This window comes from Pseudomonas sp. HN11, assembly GCF_021390155.1.
Lineage (GTDB): Bacteria > Pseudomonadota > Gammaproteobacteria > Pseudomonadales > Pseudomonadaceae > Aquipseudomonas.
This window is the reverse complement of record NZ_CP089985.1, coordinates 5211817-5232352: the sequence shown is the minus strand read 5'-3', so window position 1 is coordinate 5232352 and position 20536 is coordinate 5211817. Positions and strand designations below refer to the sequence as shown.

Sequence of the window (20536 nt, the reverse complement as noted above, 5' to 3'; positions counted from 1 at the left end):
GTCTCCCGTGGAGTGCTTCCATGCCTGTTCAAGCCTTGTTCAAGCCTTTCCAGCTCGGTGCGTTGCAATTGTCGACCCGCGTCGTCATGGCGCCAATGACCCGCTCATTTTCACCAGGCGGCGTGCCCAACTCCAAAGTGATCGAATACTACCGCCGCCGCGCCGCCGCCGGCGTGGGCCTGATCATCACCGAAGGCACGGTGGTCGGCCACCTAGCGTCCAACGGCTACCCCAATGTCCCGCACTTCTATGGTGAAGCCGCTCTGGCTGGCTGGAAGAAGGTCGTCGACGCGGTACACGCCGAAGGCGGCAAGATCGTCCCACAACTGTGGCACGTGGGCAGCGTACGTCGCATTGGCACAGAGCCGGATGTCAGCGTGCCAGCCTATGGCCCGATGGAAAAGCTCAAGGACGGCACCGTGGTCGTGCACGGCATGACCCATCAAGATATCAAGGATGTGATCAATGCCTTCGCCCAAGCCGCCAAGGATGCCCAAAGCATTGGCATGGACGGCGTTGAAATCCACGGTGCCCACGGCTACCTGGTCGATCAGTTCTTCTGGGAAGGCAGCAACCAGCGCACTGACGAATACAGCGGCAGCCTGGCCAACCGCTCGCGCTTTGCCATCGAGCTGATCGAGGCTACCCGCGCGGCCGTTGGCGCGGACTTCCCGATCATCTTTCGTTTCTCTCAATGGAAGCAGCAGGACTATACCGCGCGTCTGGTGCAGACCCCCGAAGCGCTGGGCGAGTTCCTCAAGCCGCTGTCTGACGCGGGCGTGGATATTTTCCACTGCTCCACCCGCCGTTTCTGGGAGCCTGAATTCGAAGGTTCCGACCTCAACCTGGCCGGCTGGACCCGCCAGCTCACTGGCAAACCGACCATCACCGTGGGCAGCGTTGGCCTGGATGGCGAGTTCCTGCAGTTCATGGTCAATACCGACAAGGTCGCGCAACCCGCGAGCCTGGAGAAATTGCTGGAGCGCCTCAATAACGACGAGTTCGACTTGGTCGCCGTGGGCCGTGCCCTGCTGGTGGATCCGGATTGGGCCCTGAAAGTGCGCGAAGGCCGCGAGAGCGACATCCTGCCATTCAGTCGTGAGGCGTTGACGACTCTGGTGTAAGTGGCAACAGGGCGGGCACCGGGTGCCCGTCCTTGCATACCCCGCGCAGCTGGCGCTCGAACTGCTCGATAATCGCCGGCCAACCCTGGCGGCTCGCATGTTGGCGCGCATTCAGGCGCATGCGGCGCAGGCTTTCAGCGTCCTCCAGCAGCCAATTGGCCGCCTCGCAAAAAGCGTTCTCATCCCCCGGCATCGCCAGCACGCCGTTGTAGCCATGGCGAATATGCTGGGTCGCGGCCGCCTGGTCGTAGGCCACTACACCCAGTCCCGACGCCATCGCTTCCAGCACTACGTTGCCGAAGGTTTCAGTCAGGCTGGGGAATAGGAATACATCGCCTGAAGCGTAATGCCGCGCCAGTTCTTCGCCGCGCAAGGTGCCGCAGAAAATCGCCTCTGGCAGTTCCTTTTCCATCGTTGCGCGTTGCGGGCCATCACCGACAATAATCAATTTCATCTGGCGCAGTGGATAGGCGTCCTGCAAGGTCTCGAAGCAGCGCTTGAGCAGGCCCAGGTTTTTCTCCTGTGCCAACCTGCCGACATAAAGCACGGCGGTCTGCTCGCTGTTCAATGCCCAACTTTCCCGCAGCGCGTTGTCGCGTTTGGCCGGATGGAACAACTGGCTGTCCACGCCGCGCGCCAACATCCCCAGGCGCTCGAAATGCCGGCGTTCCAACTCCAGGCGCTGGCTGGCGCTGGGCACCAGGGTCAGGGTCGAGCGGTTATGGAACCAGCGCAGATAGTGCGTGACCATCCGGCTCAGCAGGCTCAAGCCGTATTGGTTCGAGTACTGCTGGAAGTTGGTATGAAAGCCGCTGACCACGCTGATCCCCAGGCGACGTGCAGCGCGCAGGGCAGACAAGCCCAAAGGCCCTTCCGTGGCGATGTACAACACGTCCGGGCGCTGGCGTGTCCAGCGCCGCAGCAATTTATGCATCGACGACTGCCCCCATTGCAGGCCCGGATAGCCCGGCAGCGGCCAACCGCGGCACAGCAGCAGTGCATCGTCGCTGGGACGGCTCTGGTCAACGCCCTGGCGCGGGCGCACCAACTCGACTTGATGGCCGCGAGCGCGCAAACCCTCGCACAGGCGGCCAAGGGTATTGGCCACCCCGTTGATCTCTGGCGGGAAGGTTTCGGTAATGAGAGTGATGTGAAGCGAAGCTGTCGTCATGACCCACAGTGTCACCGCGGGCCATGTCGTCATTGTGTCATCGAGATGATGGATTTATGACCGGGTCACTTTTTGCTGCTGTGCCATCGCCTCTGCACCTTGCTCACGCACCCAGAACAGTGTCGCCCCGGCCACCGCCGCCGGCATCATCAGCAGGTTCACCACCGGCACCAGCAGCACCAGGTAGACGATGCCGCCGAAGCTCATGCTCTGCCAGCGTTTCTGGCGCAGCCAGGCGAGCATTTCGTTCCAGCCCAGCTTGTGGTTGTCGGCCGGGTAGTCGATGTATTGGATCGCCATCATCCATACGCCAAACAACAGCCACAGCGGGGCGGCGATCAGGTTGACCACCGGAATGAACGACAGGATAAACAGGCCAATGGCCCGTGGCAGGAAGTAACCCAGCTTGCGCATTTCCCGGGCCAGGGTGCGCGGGACCATGGCGATCAACTCGCCCCAGCTGAAGGCCGGGAAGTCATCGGTGCCGCGCACCACCACTTCCACTTTCTCCGAGAGAAAGCCGTTGAAGGGCGCCGCGATGATGTTGGCGAGCATGGTGAAGGTGAAAAACACCATCAACACCACCAGCACGACAAACAGGGGCCAGAGCAGGTAATTCAGAAAACTCAGCCAACTCGGCAGCGTCGGCATCAAATGATCGACCCACAAACTGAACTGATGGCCGGCGAAATAGATCAAGCCGACGAACAGCACCAGGTTGATCGCCAGCGGCAGCAACACAAACAGGCGCAGGCCGGGGCTCAACACCAGTTTGAGGCCTTCACGCAGGTATTGCGGGCCGGAAAGAGCGGGGGCGGGCATGGGTAACTCCGAGCAAGAGGGCGAACGCGCCGACCTTACCGGCTTTGTTCAACTGGCGAAAGCTGCGACATCAGCAGTAACAAACGTGTCGATCAACCTGGCCAACTGCATAGAGACCACCTATGAGCTGGATTGTTATTCCGTATTTCCTTAATCTTGCCCCCCTCGATACGCTGCACCCATTATTTTTCAGGGCCTGCGAGTTCAAGCCTTCCCCAAGTGCTTCGTGGTCCCTTTTTTATTCCAGCCGCCTTGTAGTCTGGGTGGTCGATAGGAGTGAGTCATGTCTGATACCCGTCATTCGCGAGTGATTATTCTCGGTTCCGGCCCTGCCGGTTACAGCGCTGCCGTTTACGCTGCCCGGGCCAACCTCAAGCCGCTGCTGATCACCGGCATGCAAGCGGGCGGTCAGTTGACCACCACCACTGAAGTCGACAACTGGCCGGGTGACGTCCACGGCCTGACCGGCCCGGTGTTGATGGAGCGCATGAAAGAGCACGCCGAGCGCTTTGAAACCGAGATCGTCTTCGACCATATCAACCAGGTCGACTTCTCCAAGAAGCCTTACAGCCTCACCGGCGACAGCGGCGTATACACCTGTGACGCGCTGATCATCGCCACTGGTGCCAGCGCTCGTTACCTGGGTCTGCCATCGGAAGAAGCATTCATGGGCAAAGGCGTTTCCGCCTGCGCGACCTGCGACGGTTTCTTCTACCGCAACAAGCCGGTCGCCGTGGTCGGTGGTGGCAACACTGCTGTGGAAGAAGCGCTGTACCTGGCCAACATCGCCAGCACCGTGACCCTGGTTCACCGCCGCGAGACTTTCCGCGCCGAGAAGATCCTGATCGACAAGCTGCACGCCCGTGTGGCCGAAGGCAAGATCATCCTCAAGCTCAACGCCACCCTGGATGAGGTCCTGGGCGACAATATGGGCGTGACCGGCGCCCGCCTGAAGAACAATGACGGCAGCTTCGACGAGCTGAAAGTCGACGGCGTGTTCATCGCCATCGGCCACACGCCGAACACTTCGTTGTTCGAAGGCGTGCTGGAAGCCAAAGACGGTTACCTGGTGGTGCAGGGCGGCCGCGAAGGTAATGCGACTGCCACTAACATCGAAGGTATCTTCGCTGCCGGTGACGTGGCCGACCACGTCTATCGCCAGGCCATCACCTCGGCTGGCGCCGGTTGCATGGCGGCACTGGATGCCGAGCGTTACCTCGACGGCCTGCAGAACGCGTCGTTCTGAACCCGTTGAAGTAAAAAAACCGGCTGCGAGGCCGGTTTTTTTATGCCTGCGATATGACCCAAATTTTGATCTATCTGACTCAGGATTTACGGGTCAGTGGCTGTGCAGTGAACTTCACGCCGGCCAAACCGTGTGCAATCAACGCACGAATGTTGCCATGGTCGTTGCCCTCAGGCGTCCCCACCACCGAACGATAATGTTCACCAAACGCCAGCAGTGTTTCCTGATCGCTCAGACCTTCCAGCAGCGCCAGGCCCAGGGTCTTGCACGACCCTTCGTTTTGCCCGGCGGCATTTTCCACGTCGCCATTGGTAAAGGCTTGCGGCTGGTAGTCGTAACCGGCAGCTATAAACGCCAGGGTATCGGCAAAAACGTGTTCGCCGCTGTTAAGACTGGCGCGCAGGGTGTTCAAATCAGTCATGGGTATTTCCTTTGACAAACGCCGCCTGTTGGTCGGCGCTGGCTTCTTTCTGGTACTGGGCTTTCCACTCGGCGTAAGGCATGCCGTACACCACCTCACGGGCGTCATCGAGGCTCAGCTCGATCTGGCGCTCGTCGGCCTCGGCCTTGTACCACTTGGACAAGCAGTTGCGGCAGAAGCCCGAGAGGTTCATCAGGTCTATGTTCTGCACATCCTTGCGGCTGTCCAGGTGGGCCACCAGCCGGCGGAAGGCGGCGGCTTCGAGTTCGAGGCGTTGTTGGTCGTTCATGACGGTCTCTTCGAGACAGCTTCAAGCGGGTAGGCTTCAAGCTGCAAGTTGGAATGAAATTGGCTTTAACTTGTGGCTTGAAGCTTATCGCTTGAGGCTGAGCGGCTCGCCGCGAGTGTTATCGACACCGACTCGGCAAAGCGCAGCGCATGGGGCTTGTCCACTTCGACTTCGGCGTACAACACCGACTCATTGCTCATAACCAGGTCCAGCAATTCCTGGGTCAGGCGCTCAAGCAGGGCAAAGCGGTTGCCCTCGACGTGGGCAATGATCGCCTTGGTGATGGTGCGGTAGTTCAGCGCGTGGTCGATATCATTGTCGCGAACGGCTTCCTGGGCGGCATACAGGATGGTCAGGTTGATCAGCACGTCCTGCTTGTTGAGGATCTCATCCTCGTTAATGCCGATGTAGGTGCGCAGGCACAGGTCCTTGACCCGGATGCGCGCCATGCCTGGTTGAAGTTGTGGCATTGCTACTTGCTCCGTCCGATCAGTTGCAGGAACTCCATGCGCGTGGTGCTCGATTCGCGGAACGCGCCGAGCATCACCGAGGTGTTCATGGTTGAATTCTGTTTTTCCACGCCGCGCATCATCATGCACATGTGCTGGGCTTCGATCACCACCGCCACGCTGGTGGCCTGGGTCACGTCCTGGATGGCGTCGGCGATCTGCCGCGTGAGGTTTTCCTGGATCTGCAGGCGACGTGCGAACATGTCGACAATGCGCGCCAGCTTCGACAGGCCCAGCACCTTGCCGGTCGGAATATAGGCCACATGGGCCTTGCCGATAAAGGGCAGCAGGTGGTGCTCGCACAGTGAGTACAACTCGATGTCCTTCAGGATCACCATTTCGTCGTTGTCAGAGGCAAACAATGCGCCGTTGACGATTTCTTCGAGGTTCTGTTCGTAGCCATGACACAGGTATTGCATGGCCTTGGCGGCGCGCTTGGGAGTTTCTCGCAGTCCTTCACGCTCAGGGTCTTCGCCCAGGCCTTTGAGAATCTCACGGTAGTGTTGGGGCAGGGACAAGGTCATACAACATCCTCATAAACGGCTTACTTGATATGCCGCCCGCCGTTGACGGTCAGGGTGGTACCGGTGACATAGGGGTTATCCAGCAGGTAACGCACGCTCTGGTAGATCACCTCGGGCCCAGGCTCGATGCCCAGTGCCGACTTGGCCAGCACCCTGGCGCGATAGGCTGCATCGTCGCCGTCGTTGAACATCACCATCGCCGGGGCGATGCCGTTGACCTTGATCAGCGGCGCGAACTGCGCGGCAAACGACAGCGTGAGGCTGTCGAGCCCGGCCTTGGTGGCGCAATAGGCGATGTGCTGGCGGCTGCCCTTGCGCACCACGTCATCGCTGATGTGCACGATGTCGGCCGGTGTTGAGCGTTGCAGCAAGGGTGAACAATGCAGGTTGATCAGGTACGGCGCAAGCATGTGCACGCTGAACATGTCGGTAAAGGCGCGGCTATCGTCGTCGGGCGTTTCCGCGATCCAGGCCGAGGCGTTGTGGATGATCGCGCGCAGGCTCTGGGTGTGGGTGTTCAGTTCAGCGATAAACGCCAGGATACCGGCCTCGCTGGAGAAATCGGCGAACACAGCGATCGCGCCACGCTCGCGCAGGGCCTGCACGCCGGGCCGTTCGCTGCGGTAGCTGAAAATCACCGGGTGGCCTTCGTCCAGCAGGCGCATGGCGCAATGCAGGCCGACACGCTGGCCGGCGCCGGTGATCAGGATCGGGGCGTTTGTTGCAGTCATGGGAGGCTCGCGTCGCTGGCAGATTGAAACTATACCAGCGAGCGGCCGCCCCTGTATTCACGCCGCCGCTTCGGTGGCCTTGCGGGTTGCCGGGGCAGGATGCAGCCAGTTTGCCAACAGATGGGTCGACAGCGGGATGAACCAGTACACCATCAGCGGGGTAAGGGCCAGGGTGCTGACCAGTACACGCGGCGCAAGATCGAGCTCGCTGAGCAGCGGACCCAGGACAAAGTTGAACAGCAGGGACACCGGGAAAAATGCCAGCCAGATCGCCACGGCCTGTTTCCAGCGCGGAGGACGGGCGCCGACTGCGCCGAACCAGCCGTCGATGCCGCGTACGCGGTGCTCGGACGGGTCGGCAAACAGCTCGCTACCACGGCTTAACCAAGCACTGCGGGACGCCGAAAACTCCCAGGCATGCAGGGTCTTTTCATCGGCGAAGCGGAAAATGATCTGGAATTCATCATCGTTGGGGGGTGGTGCCAGGACACCTGAACCGAGGTAGCCGGGAAAGTCCGTGGCTAATTGCTCGCCTTCGCGCAGCCAGGCCATCAGTTCTTCGTAGCGACCCTTGGCCACGCGGCGCGCAACCATCAGGGTGACAGGAGAGGTAGACATTGTGTATCTCCAAATAAGCGAGTGCGCTGGGCCGGGTAGGCGGCACACAAACGAGGCTGCGGGGTGTTGCAGCGACGTAGAAAAAACAGGCAAGGATTATTCCTGTTTTATCGAAATACGCCAGATACTTTGGTCGGTTCGTCGTTCAGCTTGTGTGGATCAGCCGAAAAAGCGTTAAATACGGTTCAAATCGACACGGAAGTTTTTTACCTCTGATGCCCGAAATAATTGCTCCCCAGCGCGAAACGAGCGCTTTTCCCCCCCACGATACTGATGATCTTTTTCCGATCCGCGAAGTCGCTCGGCTGACGGGCGTCAACCCGGTTACCTTGCGTGCGTGGGAACGGCGCTACGGCCTTATCCAGCCTACCCGCACCGAAAGTGGGCATCGCTTGTATTCGCGCAACGATATCGACACCGTTCACCGGATCCTCGATTGGATCGAGCGTGGCGTTGCGGTAAGCAAAGTGGGCCGGATCCTTGCTCGCGACACGCTGCGTGACGAACCTGACGCAGCCTCGGGAACTGAGGTGGAGTGGGCGCAGTGGCGTGGGCAATTGCGCCAGGCGATCAGCGAATTCGATGACCGCCAATTGGACCGGCTGTACGGCCAGATCTTTTCCGCCTACCCAATGGCCGTTGTGTTTCAAGACATTCTCATGCCGCTCTGGCACGTGTTGTTGCGTCACCAGGGACGTTTCGGCCAAGCCAGCGAGTGGCTGTTCTTCGATAATTTTCTGCGCTCGCGTACCGCGCAACGTCTGCAGATGGCCGCCGCTGCGCCGGTGCCTCGGGTATTGCTGGCGGCTGTCGCGGGGGAATGCCGCGAGCTGGAGTTACTGGTCGCAGGCTTGCTGATGTCGGGGGAAAAGCAAGCGGTCAAGGTCTTGGGTGTGGGCCAGCCATTCGATGAGTTGACCCTGATCTGTGAAAAGATCCGGCCGCAAGCCTTGGTACTGTTTTCCAATCGCGCACCCGGCAGTGAGCTGCCGTTGCGGCTCAAGCGTCTGGCGCTGACCCTGGACTGCCCGTTGCTGCTGGCCGGTGACGCAGCAGACTTCGCGCAGGAAAGCCTCGCCGGTTCATCCATCGGTTGCCTGGGTAATGAAGGGCGGTTGATGCAGCGCCGCTTGCAGCAATTCCTGGGCGGTGGCCTGGATACCTGATCTCAGGCGTGGACTTCAGGATGGGCCAGGCGGTGCTGTTGCAGGATGAACTGGCGCAGGCGCTCGGTTTCATCGGCGTCGCTCTGGCTCAGCCGATAAGCGAGCAGCCCGCGCGCGGTTTCTCGTTCGAAGGTTCCGCGCAGCGCAATGCGTTCGTAACCCGAAGGGCTGAACCATAGGGAAAAGATTTTCGGCGGCTTGATCCGCCCCCGAATTTCTATGAGCACACCCTTGAACGACACCTCATGTACCCACAACGCCGCCGGGTTGCCCTTGATATTTTCAAGGGCCACGGGGGAGGCCAGTGCCAGGCGCCAGGGCCGGATCATCGGCCCGTCTTCGAATATGCTCGGAACTCCCAGACGCAGGTGAACCGCATGAAACTCATCTTCCACCAGGTGCAGCGGGAAGGTCAGTTGCTGATTGTCGAACTGTGCCTGAAGGGTGACGTGGTCATGAGCGGCGAGGCGGGTCAGCAGGTCGCGAATCTGCGCCCCGCCGTTCACGGTCAGGCTCGACGATGCATCCCGCAGGTTCAGTTGCGGGTTGTGCTGCATATTCTGAATGAAGTCCAGCTCATCCTGGGTCAGAAGCGCGTCACGCTGCATCACTCGTGCTCATCAGGGGGTATTAAAACGCCATTATCGCCTCTAATGGCGTCATGTTCTAAATTTTGTTGGATCCGCTCGTCGCTTTGAGCGCCGCCAGTTCGGCCTTGACCTGCGTCAGTTCGGTTTCCAGCTGGGTGACGCGCTGCTGGGCTCTGACTTGTAGGGTGACGTCCTTTTGCACACCGACGAAATACGTCTGTTTGTCCGCCTCGTTGTACACCGACGACAGCGACAATTCGTTCCAGAAATGGCTGCCGTCCTTGCGGTAATTGCGCAGGATTTCCCGACAAGCGCCGCCACTCTCCAGCGCCTCGCGAATTGCCATCAGGGCTGGCTGGTCACGGTCGCCCGATTGCAGGAAACGACAATCCTGATAGAGGATTTCCTCCAGGGTGTAGCCGGTCAGGCGTTCAAATGCCGGGTTCACGTAGATCAGCGGCTTGTCCTTGCCTTCGCGCTCGGCGACGACGATACCGTCGTTGGAAGCGTTGATGACCAGTTGCATGAGTTTGGCGTTAATCATTGAGCGGTCCATGGCTTGTGTTTTGAAGTGTGCAGTTTATGGCAAGGGGTGAATGTTGCACGGGCTGCGCCGAAAAATTTGCCTCAGCTGTTAATATCCCAGGCTTTCGCTCAACTACAGGATCAGATTGATGAAAGTCGCCATCCTTTCCGGCTCGGTCTACGGCACCGCTGAAGAAGTCGCCCGCCACGCTGCCGGCCTCCTCAAACAGGCCGGTTTCGACGCTTGGCACAACCCCCGCGCCAGCCTGGCGGATGTGCAAGCTTTCGCGCCGGATGCCTTCCTGGCGGTCACGTCCACCACCGGCATGGGTGAGCTGCCCGACAACCTGCTGCCCCTCTATTCGACTATTCGCGATCAACTGCCTGCCGCCTGGCGCGGCCTGCCCGGTGCGGTGATCGGCCTGGGCGACGCCAGCTATGGCGATACCTTTTGCGGTGGCGGCGAGCAAATGCGCGAGCTGTTTACCGAACTGGGCGTGCGCGAAGTGCTGCCGATGCTGCGCCTGGACGCCAGCGAAAGTGTCACACCGGAAGCCGACTCCGAACCGTGGTTGGCCGAACTGGTTAAAGCACTGCGCGGTTGAGCGCTGACTTGCGCAACAATGCCGGTGCCGTGCCTTTATTGGCGGCACTTCTCTGACGGCGCGTGTACGGATTTAAACTATCCTCAAAGCTGACTCGCACGGTCATCAAGCTGGCTGCCAAGGCAACTACGGTGGCCACGACGTCTGACTAGACTGGCCCATCACCCAAAAAAACAAGAAGAAAATGCGCCAAGGAGGTCGTTGCCGTGAGCCTAGCCCCCGTTCTATCGCCACAGAATGTCAAAGACCAGGTCAGCGCTGCCGAATGGCAAACCCGCGTCGACCTGGCCGCCTGCTATCGCCTGGTGGCGATGCATGGCTGGGATGACCTGATCTTCACCCATATCTCGGCCAAGGTGCCGGGCACCGATGACTTCCTGATCAACCCCTATGGGCTGATGTTCCATGAGATCACCGCGTCGAGCCTGGTCAAGGTCGACCAGGCCGGCAACAAGTTGATGGACAGTCCCTACGAGATCAACCCGGCGGGCTACACCATCCACAGCGCCATCCATGAAGTGCGCCACGACGTGACCTGCGTGCTGCACACCCATACTGCTGCCGGGGTTGCGGTAGCGGCGCAGAAGCAAGGCGTGTTGCCGATCAGCCAGCAGTCGATATTCGTGCTGTCGAGCCTGGCCTATCACGCCTACGAGGGCGTGGCGCTGAACCACGAAGAGAAAGCCCGCCTCCAGGCCGATCTGGGCGACAACAATTTCCTGATGCTGCACAACCATGGCCTGCTGACCTGCGGCAGTACCATCGCCGACACCTTTTTGATGATGTTCACCTTCCAACGCGCTTGCGATATCCAGGTGCTGGCGCAAAACGGCGGTGTCGAATTGATCAACATCGGGCCGCAGATTCTCGCTGGCGCCAAAGCGATGGTGGCGGCTGTCACAAAGAGCGCGCAAGGTATGGGGGGCGCGCTGGCCTGGCCGGCGTTGCTGCGCAAGCTGGACGCTCAAGACCCTGGGTATAGAAGCTGATGCCACTCGCCGAGATCCCGCTCAGAGCCTGGCGCAAACGCAGCCAGACGTTCGACTTTCGCGGCCGCACCATCCATTACTGGGCGGCGGGGCAGGGCGAACCTTTGTTGCTGATCCATGGCTTCCCCACCGCCAGCTGGGACTGGCATTACCTGTGGCAGCCCCTGGCCCAGCGCAATCTGGTGATTGCCTGCGATATGCTCGGTTTCGGCGACTCGGCCAAGCCGCTGAATCACAGTTATTGCTTGCTGGAGCAGGCCGATTTACAGCAAGCACTGCTGGACCATCTGCGTGTGGAGCAGCCGGTGCATGTGCTGGCACACGACTACGGTGACAGCGTCGCCCAGGAACTGCTGGCCCGGCACTACGAAGGGCGCTTTCGCATGGCCAGCTGCGTGTTTCTCAACGGTGGGTTGTTTCCCGAAACCCATCGCCCGGCGCTGGTGCAAAAGCTCTTGCTGAGCCCGTTGGGCTGGATGATCGGCCGTGCCTTCGGGCGCAATGCCCTGGCGAACAGCTTCAGCCAGATCTTCGGCCCCACTACCCGCCCAAGCGAAAGTGCGCTGGATGATTTCTGGAGCCTGATCGACTGTCATGACGGCACGCGCATCCTGCACAAACTCATCGCCTATATCCCTCAGCGCCGGCGTCTGCGTGAACGCTGGGTGGCGGCGATGCAACACAATGACGTGCCGTTGCGGGTGATCGACGGTGAGATTGACCCGATCTCCGGCGCGCATATGGTGGAGCGTTACCACGAGTTGGTGCCCCACGCCGACACGGTGCTGCTGGCCAATATCGGTCACTATCCGCAGATCGAGGCGCCGGTGCTGGTGCTTAAGCACTATTTGGCGTTTCGTGACCGGATTGGGCAGCCAGCGCCGAGATTGGCCTGTTCCTGAGCTGACGATTATCCCCTAGCCTTATCGAGCACCATTCAGCCTTGGCCGTATTTATTGTGACCAGGGCCCCCGTGCATGACACTCGACCCATTCCCCTTGTCGCCATTGGAGTTCGGTATGAGTGAGTCAGTGCAGTTCCAGGATAAGGTCGTGATCGTCACCGGTGCCGGCGGTGGATTGGGCCGGGCCCATGCGCTGCTGTTCGCCAAACATGGCGCCAAAGTGCTGGTCAACGATCTGGGTGGCTCCGCCCAAGGTGAAGGCGCCAATGCCTCGGCCGCAGACCGCGTGGTGGCCGAGATTCGCGAAGCCGGTGGCACCGCCGAGGCCAACCATGAATCTGTCACCGACGGTGACAAGATCGTGCAGAACGCCCTCGATGCTTTCGGCCGTATCGACGTAGTGGTCAATAACGCCGGTATCCTGCGCGACAAGACTTTTCACAAAATGGACGACAGCGACTGGGACCTGGTTTACCGGGTACATGTCGAAGGTGCCTACAAAGTCACCCGCGCCGCCTGGCCCCATCTGCGCGAACAAGGTTACGGCCGGGTGATCTTCACCGCGTCGACCTCGGGCATCTACGGCAATTTCGGCCAGTCCAACTACGGCATGGCCAAGCTCGGCCTGTATGGCCTCACCCGCACCCTGGCGCTGGAAGGGCGCAAAAACAACATCCTGGTCAACGCCATCGCTCCCACCGGCGGCACGCGCATGACTGAAGGCCTGATCCCGCCGCAGGTGTTCGAGCGCCTCAAGCCGGAACTGGTCAGTCCGTTGGTGGTGTACCTGGGCAGCGAAGCGTGCCAGGAAACCTCTGGATTATTTGAAGTGGGCGGCGGCTGGATCGGCAAGACCCGCTGGGAGCGCAGCCTGGGCGTGGGCTTTGACCCTGAAGCGGGCTTCTCGCCCGATGACGTGGCAGCGCACTGGCAGCAGATTTGCGACTTCGAAGGGGCCGCGCACCCCAAGGACAATATCGAAGCCTTGAAGGAGATGATGGCCAATTTGCAGAGATATAGCCTGTGATCGTTGCTTGAAAAAGCTTGAATCCTACGGGGGCGCCGATAGCGCCCCGTTTTATTTCTGGCAAAAAAAAGCCGCTGCAAACGCAGCGGCTGAAGTAAGACGTTGGATCAAGGAGCGATAAATCAACGTCAGTGAACACCGGTAACAGATTGAAAACTGGCATCAATCTATTTAAGTCTGGCTTTTCTTCCGGTTAGGGAAGCGGGGCATTTGCCCTGAAAGCCCGGTAAGAATAGCCGCTTGTAACAAAATGAGTAATGCCGAATTGTGACAAGGACTGTTGCTGAATCGGCAACAGTTTTAGCGCCCTCCATACATTCCCCTGATAACCCACCATCCACCCAATGCATGCCTGCGCCCCGAGCCCAGGCCAGAGCGCTTGTCATCCTTTTGAGCGACAACACGAATCCCTCCTTGGTGCGCTTATCGCTCCCGATGGGCGGCAGTAGGGTGGGGCCTTCTGTCACTCACCGGGGAAGACGCATGACAAAAACAACAATGCGCGCCATCTTCACGCCGCAGGCGCTGGCCGCTGCGGTTGCGTTGGGTTGCTGTGCCCAGGCACAGGCTGTTTCGTTCAACATTGGCGAGATCGAAGGGCAATTCGACTCCTCGTTGTCGGTGGGCGCGAGTTGGGGCATGCGCGACGCTGACAAAAAACTGGTGGGCACCGTCAATGGCGGTACTGGCCAAGCGTCTACCGGTGATGACGGCCGCTTGAACTTCAAGAAGGGCGAAACCTTCTCCAAGATCTTCAAGGGGCTGCACGACCTTGAGCTGAAGTACGGCGACACGGGCGTGTTCGTGCGGGGCAAGTACTGGTACGACTTCGAACTGAAGGACGAAGACCGCGAGTTCAAACCGATCAGCGACCACAATCGCAAGGAAGGCGCCAAATCCAGTGGTGCGCAGATCCTCGATGCCTTCGTCTACCACAATTATTCGCTGGGTGACCTGCCGGGCACCGTGCGTGCAGGCAAACAGGTGGTGAGCTGGGGCGAAAGTACCTTCATCGGCAACTCCATCAACAGCATCAACCCGATCGATGTATCGGCGTTCCGCCGTCCGGGTGCAGAGATCAAGGAAGGGCTGATTCCGGTCAACATGTTATTTGCTTCACAAAGTCTGACTAACCAATTGACCGTCGAAGGTTTCTACCAGTTGGAGTGGGACCAGACCGTGCTGGATAACTGCGGCACCTTCTTTGGGGGCGACGTGGCGGCGGATGGCTGTACCAACAACTACACCGTCGGCAACCCGGCGATCAGGCCATTGCAACCTGTGGCGGCGGCGTTCGGCCAAGGATTTGGCGCGACCAATGAAGGGGTGATCGTACGTCGCGCCGGCGACCGTGATGCGCGGGATTCCGGCCAGTTCGGCGCCGCGTTGCGCTGGCTGGGGGATGACACCGAGTACGGCCTGTACTTCATGAACTATCACAGCCGAACGCCAACGGTGGGGACCATCACCAACAACACCAGCCTGGCCACCCTGGGCGCTATCTCCGGCACCGCCAACGCCATCGCGCCCGGTTCCGGCGCGGGGTTGGTCCAGAGCCTTATGCTCGGCCGTGGCCAGTACTACTTGGATTACCCGGAAGACATCCGCCTGTTCGGGGCCAGCTTCTCCACTACCTTGCCCACGGGCACCGCGTGGACCGGTGAGATCAGCTACCGGCCGAATGCTCCGGTGCAACTCAATACGACCGACCTGACCCTGGCCTTGATCAACCCTGTCGCCGGCCAGGCCGCCTCGCCGATCCGCAGCAACTTCGGTGACGACAACAAAGGCTACCGCCGCAAGGAAATCACCCAGATCCAAAGCTCCATGACACAGTTCTTCGACCAGGTTCTGGGCGCCGAGCGCCTGACCGTGGTGGGTGAAGCCGCCATCGTGCACGTCGCGGGCCTGGAAGATAAATCCAAACTGCGTTACGGCCGTGACTCGGTGTACGGCGCCTACGGTTTCCAGGGTGACACCGACGGTTTTGTGACCTCCACCTCCTGGGGTTATCGCGCCCGGGCGATCCTGGACTACAACAACGTGATCGCCGGGATCAACCTCAAGCCCAACCTGTCCTGGTCCCATGACGTGGCTGGCTATGGTCCCAACGGCCTGTTCAACAAAGGCGCCAAGGCCATCAGCGCGGGCGTGGATGCGGACTACCGCAACACCTACACCGCCAGCCTGAGTTACACCGACTTCTTCGGCGGCGACTACAACACCCTGACCGACCGCGACTTTCTCGCCCTCAGCTTCGGCGTGAACTTCTGATCTGGCTTAAACAAGGACAAGCATCCATGCGTAAGACAATTGCAGTGTTGGCCCTGAGTCTGTTGGCCTCTAACGTGATGGCAGCGGTGTCGCCGGAAGAGGCGGCCAAGCTCGGCACCACCTTGACTCCAGTGGGCGCCGAAAAAGCCGGCAACGCCGACGGCTCGATCCCGGCCTGGACCGGTGGCATCCCGAAAAATGCCGGCGCCGTGGACAGCAAAGGCTTCCTCGCCGACCCGTTCGCCGGTGAAAAACCGCTGTTCGTGATCACTGCGGCCACCGTCGACAAATACAAGGACAAACTCTCCGACGGCCAGGTGGCGATGTTCAAGCGCTACCCCGAGACCTACAAGATCCCGGTCTACCCAAGCCACCGCACGGTCAACCTGCCGCCGGAGATCTACGAGTCGATCAAGCGCAGCGCGCTCAACGTCAAGCCGATCAACGACGGCAATGGACTGGAAGGTTTCACCGGTAACCGCTACTACGCGTTCCCGATTCCGAAGAATGGCGTGGAAGTGCTGTGGAACCACATCACCCGTTACCACGGTGGCAACCTGCGCCGCATCATCACCCAGGCGACCCCGCAGACCAACGGTAGCTACACGCCGATCCGCTTTGAAGAGGAAGTGGCGGTGCCGCAATTGATCCCCGACATGGACCCCGCCAAGGCGGCCAACGTGCTGACCTTCTTCAAGCAGTCGGTAACGGCCCCGGCGCGCCTGGCGGGCAACGTGCTGCTGGTGCATGAAACCCTCGACCAGGTGAAGGAGCCGCGTCTGGCGTGGATCTACAATGCCGGCCAGCGTCGCGTACGCCGCGCGCCGCAAGTGGCGTATGACGGGCCGGGCACCGCCTCCGACGGTCTGCGCACCTCGGACAACTTCGACATGTTTTCCGGCGCCCCGGACCGCTATGACTGGAAGCTGGTGGGCAAGAAAGAGATGTACATTCCGTACAACAGCTACAAGCTGGACCAGCCGACACTCAAGTACGACGACATCATCAAGGCTGGCCACATCAATCAGGACCTGACCCGCTATGAGCTGCACCGCGTGTGGGAAGTGGTCGGCACGGTCAAGCCGAGTGAGCGGCATATCTACGCCAAGCGTCACATGTACATCGACGAGGACAGCTGGCAGGTGGCGCTGGTGGATCATTACGATGGCCGTGGCCAACTGTGGCGTGTCGCCGAAGGTCACGCGCAATTCTATTACGATCACCAGACCCCGGCCTACACCGTGGAAACCCTCTACGACATCATTGCCGGGCGCTACATCGCGCTGGGCATGAAGAACGAGGAGAAGCGCAGCTTCGTGTTCGGCTTCGACGCCAAGGCGGCGGACTACACCCCGGCCGCATTGAGGGCCGAAGGGGTTCGCTGATCCTTGATGTAAAATGCAGTTCCAATGTGGGAGCGGGCTTGCTCGCGAATGTGGAGTGTCAGTCACCGAATTCATAGACTGATCCACCGCCTTCGCGAGCAAGCCCGCTCCCACATTGGGTGTGGATACCTTGAATTTTATGGCCGGAAATCACCCCGCTGAATACTTCTTCAACAACTGCCGGCCACAGGACTAGGGTAGGCGCCACGTTGCATAACAATAAAAAAGCAGGATGCAGCAATGACCGCCATGACACGCTGCCTGGACCGTCCTGGATTCATGCCTCGGCTGTCCGCCCACCATCTTTTGCGCCCACGCTTGGCCGAGCCGTTGCTGGCGGCGCAGGTCAGGGTCAAGTTGCTGTGCGCGCCCGGCGGCAGTGGCAAGAGTGCGTTGCTCGCCGAGTGCGCGTTGCAGGCACCCAAGGAGTGCCCGGTGTACTGGTTGGCGCTCAATGGTGTTGCCCTGAGCCCCGTCGATCTTTGCCGGCGCCTTACGCAAAACCTGGGTTTGCCGTTCACCGATGAAGCGACGCTGCTGTCGGACCTTGCGCGTTGGCAGACGCCGGCGTGGGTGTTCCTCGATGACTTCTGCCGCTTGCCCGCGCCGGAAACGGACGCCTTGCTCGACCGCCTGTTCACCGCCAGCAGCCCGGCCCTGACCTGGTGGCTGGGCGCGCGGCGTCGCCCGCTGTGCAACTGGCCGCGGTTGCTGCTGGACGACGAATTGCTGGAGTGCGGCGCCGATTTGGCGTTCAGCCCGGTCGAGATCCAACAATTGCTCACGCATGCGCCAGGACAGTCCGTCGACACTGTGCTGCAGTTCAGTGCCGGCTGGTGTGCCGGTGCGCGCATCGTCTTGCTGGGGGACGGTCACCCGCAAAAGACGTTGCTCGATTACCTGCAACACGAACTGTTCAGCACCTTGCCACCCGAACTGGCCGAGGCCTGGCGCGTACTGGCCCATCTGCCGCGCTTCAACGCGCGATTGTGCGAGCACCTGTTCGGCTTCGGCGACGGTAATCAATACCTGCACGATCTGCAGGCACTCGGCGCGTTTATCCAGCCCTGGGAAGACACCGAGTGGCTGCAGGTCTTTCCGCCACTCGCCGATTTACTGTGCGACGAGCCCTGGCCAGCCAAACGCTCATGGCACCGCCGGGCCTGCCAATGGTTCACCGCCGAACAGGACTGGCAGGCCGCGTTTGAACAGGCATTGCTTGCCGAAGAATATGAAGTGGCGGTAAGCCTGTTGCAGCACTTCAGTTTCGAAGACCTGTTCCGCCAGCAGAACGCAATGCTGTTGTTGCGCCTGCATGAACAGCAGGGCGATGAATTGATGCTCGGCTCGGCGCAATTGGTCGGGCTATTGACGGCGGCGTTGCTGTTCGCCGGGCGCTTCGAACAGGCCGCGCAATGCATCCATCAACTGGCGCGGTTCGCGCCGCAACCAACGGCGGCGCAACAACGCTATCTTCTGGCGCGCTGGCAGGCGCAATGGGGCTGGTTGCTGCATCTGGGCGGCGATGCCGAGCGCTCTCGCGAACACTTCCTCGAAGCGCTGCAAGCCTTGCCCGACAGCGCCTGGACGTCGCGGTTGATGTGCCTTTCAGGCCTGACTCAGCAAGCTTTGCTGCGCGGTGAGCTGGATGTCGCCCAGGCGCTGAGCCGCGAAGCCTTGTGCCTGGCCCGTGCCCATGGCTCGTTGCTGCTCGAAGCCTTGTTGGAGTTGGATCACGCGCAACTGCTGGAGCAGCGTGGCGCACCTTATCGGGCGCAGAGCCTGCTGGAAAATGTGCAGGCGATGTTGCTCAAGCAGCGTCTCAAGGCCGGGCCCCTGGTCGGGCGCATCGCCCTGCGGCGTGGGCATCTGGCGTTGCGTCAGGGGCAGGACAGCCTGGCCGCCGAGTGTTTCGAGGCCGGCTTGAAAATGTGCCTGCACAGCCAGGACAAGCGCGTGCTTTATGGCTTTCTCGGTCTGGCGCTGCTGGCCGCCAACCGTGGCGATTACGCCCAGGCTTTCGTGCAACTGCGTGAGGCCGAACGGCTGATGCAACAGCGTCAGGTGCCCGACACGGTGTACCGTGCGGTCTTGTTGCTGGTCAGCGGGCACTTCTGGTTGCAGCAGGGGCGCGCGGAGCTGACGGTGGAAGCAGTGCGCCGCGTCCTTCGTCACTTTCATGGGCCCCAGGCCAAACAGGCACCGCCGGCCACCCTGGAACTGGTGCCGCGTCTGGAGTACCTGTTGGTGCTGGCTGAAGTGAAACTCGGTTGCGCCGATCAACCCGTGGCGCGGCTCACGGCATTGCTGGATACCGTCCATCAGCGCGGCATGCTCTGCCTGGAAACCGAGCTGCATTTGGTACTGGGCGAAGTGGCCTGGCAAGTCGGTGATTCCGCGCTGGCGCGGCGCTCGTTGCAAACCGGCTTGGAATTGGCGGCGCGCTGCCAGGTGCAGCAGGCCATCCGCGAGCTGCGTTTGCGCTCGCCGGGGTTGTTGAGTGAACTGGGCATGGAGCCGCAAGCGCCCGTTTCGGGCACGGTAGAGAGTCCACTCAGCCAGCGCGAGCTGGAGGTGCTGCAGTTGATCGCCCTAGGCAACTCCAACCTGGAAATCGCCGATCGCCTGTTTATCTCCCTGCATACGGTCAAGACTCACGCGCGGCGTATCCACAGCAAACTCGGCGTGGAGCGCCGTACGCAAGCAGTGGCCAAGGCCAAGACCCTGGGATTGATGACCTAGGCGCAGAACGCCTGGCGGTATTCGCCGGGTGTAGCGCCCACGGCCTGGCGCAAGCGATGGGTAAAGTGGCTGGCGCTGGAGAAACCGCACATCAAGGCGATTTCACTCAAGGGCCGCGAGCCACCGCGCAGCAGGGCCTGGGCGCGGGTGAGGCGACGCGCCAGCAGGTATTGATGGGGCGGCAGGCCGAAGCTCTGGCGGAACATCCGCGCGAAATGGTATTCCGACAGCGCACACATCCCGGCCAATTGGCCCAGGCTGATCGGGTCTTCCAGGTGCTGCTCGATGTACTCCACCAATAGCCGTCGCTGATGCGCCGCCAGTCCGCCTTTCAAGCGTAATCCGTCGCGGGCGCCGACCTGGCTGAGCAGGGTGTGGCTGAGCATTTCATGGGCCAGGCTGCTGGTCAGCAAGCGCTCGGCGGGCTCGTGCCAGTTCAGTGCGCTCAACTGGTGAAAGCGCCGGGCCTGGCTGGCGTCTTCCAGGAAGGTGCTTTCGCGCAGTTGCAGAGTGCGCGGTTCGCGGTCGAGCAGGGTGACGCAGCCTAAAGCGAACTGCTCCGGGCTGAAATACACGTGAGCCAAGCGGATTTCGCCGTTGATCACCCAGGCCGACTGATGCTCGGCGGGCAGGATGCACAACTTGTCAGGCCCACCCTTGGTGCCGGGCTGGTCACGCCGAAACGTGCCGGTGCCGCCGCCGATATAGCAGGACAAGGTGTGATGACTGGGTGCCTGGTAATCCTGAGCATCGTGATGGTTGCTCCACAAGGCTGCAGACAAGCCGTCACCGAGCTCGGCGCAGGCTTCGAGGCGTGCATTGGGCGAGCGGTTAAGGGCTTGAAAGACTTGCAGGGATTCCAGATCAGGCATGG

22 protein-coding genes are annotated in these 20536 nt (G+C 60.8%); 11 read left to right on the top strand and 11 right to left on the bottom strand.

What is annotated here, in order from left to right:
* The first annotated feature begins 20 nt into the window (after positions 1-20).
* On the top strand, positions 21-1124 hold the full coding sequence (locus tag LVW35_RS23980; protein ID WP_233892314.1) for an NADH:flavin oxidoreductase: 1104 nt from the start codon (positions 21-23) through the stop codon (positions 1122-1124).
* Here LVW35_RS23980 and LVW35_RS23975 read toward each other — a convergent pair.
* Complete coding sequence (locus LVW35_RS23975) at positions 1093-2295, bottom strand: glycosyltransferase family 4 protein (protein WP_233896544.1); 1203 nt, start codon at positions 2293-2295, stop codon at positions 1093-1095. The genes LVW35_RS23980 and LVW35_RS23975 overlap by 32 nt on opposite strands.
* Positions 2296-2349: 54 nt before the next feature.
* Positions 2350-3117: a sulfate transporter CysZ gene (gene cysZ / locus LVW35_RS23970; RefSeq protein WP_233892313.1), complete on the bottom strand. Its 768-nt coding sequence runs from the start codon at positions 3115-3117 to the stop codon at positions 2350-2352.
* Between cysZ and LVW35_RS23965 the strand changes: the two genes are divergently transcribed.
* Together LVW35_RS23965 and trxB are read left to right on the top strand one after the other, a co-directional pair.
* Complete coding sequence (locus LVW35_RS23965) at positions 3116-3271, top strand: hypothetical protein (RefSeq protein WP_233892312.1); 156 nt, start codon at positions 3116-3118, stop codon at positions 3269-3271. The two genes, cysZ and LVW35_RS23965, sit on opposite strands and share 2 nt — an antisense overlap.
* Positions 3272-3400: 129 nt before the next feature.
* The gene (trxB, locus tag LVW35_RS23960; protein ID WP_016976180.1) at positions 3401-4363 is read left to right on the top strand and encodes a thioredoxin-disulfide reductase; all 963 of its coding nucleotides are present in this window, start codon (positions 3401-3403) and stop codon (positions 4361-4363) included.
* Between the two features lie 79 nt (positions 4364-4442).
* Here the strand turns inward: trxB and LVW35_RS23955 are convergent, their stop codons facing one another.
* The 6 genes from LVW35_RS23955 to LVW35_RS23930 all read right to left on the bottom strand — a co-directional run bounded on the left by LVW35_RS23955 (position 4443) and on the right by LVW35_RS23930 (position 7455).
* Entirely contained in the window at positions 4443-4784 is a 342-nt protein-coding gene (locus tag LVW35_RS23955; RefSeq protein ID WP_233892311.1) for a HopJ type III effector protein, read from the bottom strand.
* The gene (locus LVW35_RS23950) at positions 4777-5073 is read right to left on the bottom strand and encodes a DUF1244 domain-containing protein (RefSeq protein WP_233892310.1); all 297 of its coding nucleotides are present in this window, start codon (positions 5071-5073) and stop codon (positions 4777-4779) included. Before LVW35_RS23950 ends, LVW35_RS23955 begins: the two co-directional genes overlap by 8 nt.
* 65 nt (positions 5074-5138) lie before the next feature.
* Positions 5139-5543 (bottom strand): dihydroneopterin triphosphate 2'-epimerase, encoded by a 405-nt coding sequence (gene folX, locus LVW35_RS23945; protein WP_233892309.1) that lies wholly within the window; start codon positions 5541-5543, stop codon positions 5139-5141.
* A gap of 2 nt (positions 5544-5545) precedes the next feature.
* Complete coding sequence (folE, locus tag LVW35_RS23940; protein WP_233892308.1) at positions 5546-6106, bottom strand: GTP cyclohydrolase I FolE; 561 nt, start codon at positions 6104-6106, stop codon at positions 5546-5548.
* 20 nt (positions 6107-6126) lie between these two features.
* The gene (gene folM, locus LVW35_RS23935) at positions 6127-6837 is read right to left on the bottom strand and encodes a dihydromonapterin reductase (RefSeq protein WP_233892307.1); all 711 of its coding nucleotides are present in this window, start codon (positions 6835-6837) and stop codon (positions 6127-6129) included.
* A gap of 57 nt (positions 6838-6894) precedes the next feature.
* Complete coding sequence (locus LVW35_RS23930) at positions 6895-7455, bottom strand: antibiotic biosynthesis monooxygenase (protein WP_233892306.1); 561 nt, start codon at positions 7453-7455, stop codon at positions 6895-6897.
* A 215-nt stretch (positions 7456-7670) separates the two neighbouring features.
* On the opposite strand from LVW35_RS23930, the gene LVW35_RS23925 reads away from it, so the two are divergent.
* Positions 7671-8621 (top strand): MerR family transcriptional regulator, encoded by a 951-nt coding sequence (locus LVW35_RS23925; RefSeq protein WP_233892305.1) that lies wholly within the window; start codon positions 7671-7673, stop codon positions 8619-8621.
* A gap of 2 nt (positions 8622-8623) precedes the next feature.
* On the opposite strand, the gene LVW35_RS23920 is transcribed toward LVW35_RS23925, so the two are convergent.
* Both LVW35_RS23920 and LVW35_RS23915 read right to left on the bottom strand, forming a co-directional pair.
* Complete coding sequence (locus LVW35_RS23920) at positions 8624-9229, bottom strand: hypothetical protein (RefSeq protein WP_233892304.1); 606 nt, start codon at positions 9227-9229, stop codon at positions 8624-8626.
* Positions 9230-9287: 58 nt separating this feature from the next.
* A complete protein-coding gene (locus LVW35_RS23915; RefSeq protein WP_233892303.1) occupies positions 9288-9755 on the bottom strand; it encodes a PAS domain S-box protein in 468 nt (155 codons plus the stop codon).
* Between the two features lie 130 nt (positions 9756-9885).
* Here LVW35_RS23915 and LVW35_RS23910 point away from each other — a divergent pair, with 130 nt between their 5' ends.
* The 7 genes from LVW35_RS23910 (at position 9886) to LVW35_RS23880 (ending at position 19662) form a co-directional block, all read left to right on the top strand.
* On the top strand, positions 9886-10341 hold the full coding sequence (locus LVW35_RS23910; RefSeq protein WP_233892302.1) for a flavodoxin: 456 nt from the start codon (positions 9886-9888) through the stop codon (positions 10339-10341).
* 206 nt (positions 10342-10547) lie between these two features.
* Entirely contained in the window at positions 10548-11330 is a 783-nt protein-coding gene (locus LVW35_RS23905) for a class II aldolase/adducin family protein (RefSeq protein WP_233892301.1), read from the top strand.
* Entirely contained in the window at positions 11330-12232 is a 903-nt protein-coding gene (locus LVW35_RS23900; protein ID WP_233892300.1) for an alpha/beta fold hydrolase, read from the top strand. Before LVW35_RS23905 ends, LVW35_RS23900 begins: the two co-directional genes overlap by 1 nt.
* Positions 12233-12349: 117 nt before the next feature.
* On the top strand, positions 12350-13261 hold the full coding sequence (locus LVW35_RS23895) for an SDR family oxidoreductase (protein WP_233892299.1): 912 nt from the start codon (positions 12350-12352) through the stop codon (positions 13259-13261).
* Between the two features lie 483 nt (positions 13262-13744).
* Positions 13745-15535 (top strand): DUF1302 domain-containing protein, encoded by a 1791-nt coding sequence (locus LVW35_RS23890; RefSeq protein WP_233892298.1) that lies wholly within the window; start codon positions 13745-13747, stop codon positions 15533-15535.
* A 26-nt stretch (positions 15536-15561) separates the two neighbouring features.
* Positions 15562-16920, top strand: a complete 1359-nt coding sequence (locus tag LVW35_RS23885; protein WP_233892297.1) for a DUF1329 domain-containing protein — start codon at positions 15562-15564, stop codon at positions 16918-16920.
* 240 nt (positions 16921-17160) lie between these two features.
* Positions 17161-19662 carry a LuxR C-terminal-related transcriptional regulator gene (locus tag LVW35_RS23880; protein ID WP_233892296.1) on the top strand — a complete coding sequence of 834 codons (2502 nt, stop codon included), beginning with the start codon at positions 17161-17163 and terminating at the stop codon, positions 19660-19662.
* Here LVW35_RS23880 and LVW35_RS23875 read toward each other — a convergent pair.
* Positions 19659-20534 (bottom strand): helix-turn-helix domain-containing protein, encoded by an 876-nt coding sequence (locus LVW35_RS23875; RefSeq protein WP_233892295.1) that lies wholly within the window; start codon positions 20532-20534, stop codon positions 19659-19661. The two genes, LVW35_RS23880 and LVW35_RS23875, sit on opposite strands and share 4 nt — an antisense overlap.
* Positions 20535-20536 lie beyond the last annotated feature (2 nt).

What these genes read in the sequence shown, in the direction of transcription:
- LVW35_RS23980 (WP_233892314.1), top strand. Translation starts at nt 21, where the DNA reads ATGCCTGTTCAAGCCTTGTTCAAGCCTTTCCAGCTCGGTGCGTTGCAA.
- LVW35_RS23975 (WP_233896544.1), bottom strand. Translation starts at nt 2,295, where the DNA reads ATGACGACAGCTTCGCTTCACATCACTCTCATTACCGAAACCTTCCCG.
- LVW35_RS23965 (WP_233892312.1), top strand. Translation starts at nt 3,116, where the DNA reads ATGGGTAACTCCGAGCAAGAGGGCGAACGCGCCGACCTTACCGGCTTT.
- cysZ (WP_233892313.1), bottom strand. Translation starts at nt 3,117, where the DNA reads ATGCCCGCCCCCGCTCTTTCCGGCCCGCAATACCTGCGTGAAGGCCTC.
- trxB (WP_016976180.1), top strand. Translation starts at nt 3,401, where the DNA reads ATGTCTGATACCCGTCATTCGCGAGTGATTATTCTCGGTTCCGGCCCT.
- LVW35_RS23955 (WP_233892311.1), bottom strand. Translation starts at nt 4,784, where the DNA reads ATGACTGATTTGAACACCCTGCGCGCCAGTCTTAACAGCGGCGAACAC.
- LVW35_RS23950 (WP_233892310.1), bottom strand. Translation starts at nt 5,073, where the DNA reads ATGAACGACCAACAACGCCTCGAACTCGAAGCCGCCGCCTTCCGCCGG.
- folX (WP_233892309.1), bottom strand. Translation starts at nt 5,543, where the DNA reads ATGCCACAACTTCAACCAGGCATGGCGCGCATCCGGGTCAAGGACCTG.
- folE (WP_233892308.1), bottom strand. Translation starts at nt 6,106, where the DNA reads ATGACCTTGTCCCTGCCCCAACACTACCGTGAGATTCTCAAAGGCCTG.
- folM (WP_233892307.1), bottom strand. Translation starts at nt 6,837, where the DNA reads ATGACTGCAACAAACGCCCCGATCCTGATCACCGGCGCCGGCCAGCGT.
- LVW35_RS23930 (WP_233892306.1), bottom strand. Translation starts at nt 7,455, where the DNA reads ATGTCTACCTCTCCTGTCACCCTGATGGTTGCGCGCCGCGTGGCCAAG.
- LVW35_RS23925 (WP_233892305.1), top strand. Translation starts at nt 7,671, where the DNA reads ATGCCCGAAATAATTGCTCCCCAGCGCGAAACGAGCGCTTTTCCCCCC.
- LVW35_RS23920 (WP_233892304.1), bottom strand. Translation starts at nt 9,229, where the DNA reads ATGCAGCGTGACGCGCTTCTGACCCAGGATGAGCTGGACTTCATTCAG.
- LVW35_RS23915 (WP_233892303.1), bottom strand. Translation starts at nt 9,755, where the DNA reads ATGATTAACGCCAAACTCATGCAACTGGTCATCAACGCTTCCAACGAC.
- LVW35_RS23910 (WP_233892302.1), top strand. Translation starts at nt 9,886, where the DNA reads ATGAAAGTCGCCATCCTTTCCGGCTCGGTCTACGGCACCGCTGAAGAA.
- LVW35_RS23900 (WP_233892300.1), top strand. Translation starts at nt 11,330, where the DNA reads ATGCCACTCGCCGAGATCCCGCTCAGAGCCTGGCGCAAACGCAGCCAG.
- LVW35_RS23895 (WP_233892299.1), top strand. Translation starts at nt 12,350, where the DNA reads ATGAGTGAGTCAGTGCAGTTCCAGGATAAGGTCGTGATCGTCACCGGT.
- LVW35_RS23890 (WP_233892298.1), top strand. Translation starts at nt 13,745, where the DNA reads ATGACAAAAACAACAATGCGCGCCATCTTCACGCCGCAGGCGCTGGCC.
- LVW35_RS23885 (WP_233892297.1), top strand. Translation starts at nt 15,562, where the DNA reads ATGCGTAAGACAATTGCAGTGTTGGCCCTGAGTCTGTTGGCCTCTAAC.
- LVW35_RS23880 (WP_233892296.1), top strand. Translation starts at nt 17,161, where the DNA reads ATGACCGCCATGACACGCTGCCTGGACCGTCCTGGATTCATGCCTCGG.
- LVW35_RS23875 (WP_233892295.1), bottom strand. Translation starts at nt 20,534, where the DNA reads ATGCCTGATCTGGAATCCCTGCAAGTCTTTCAAGCCCTTAACCGCTCG.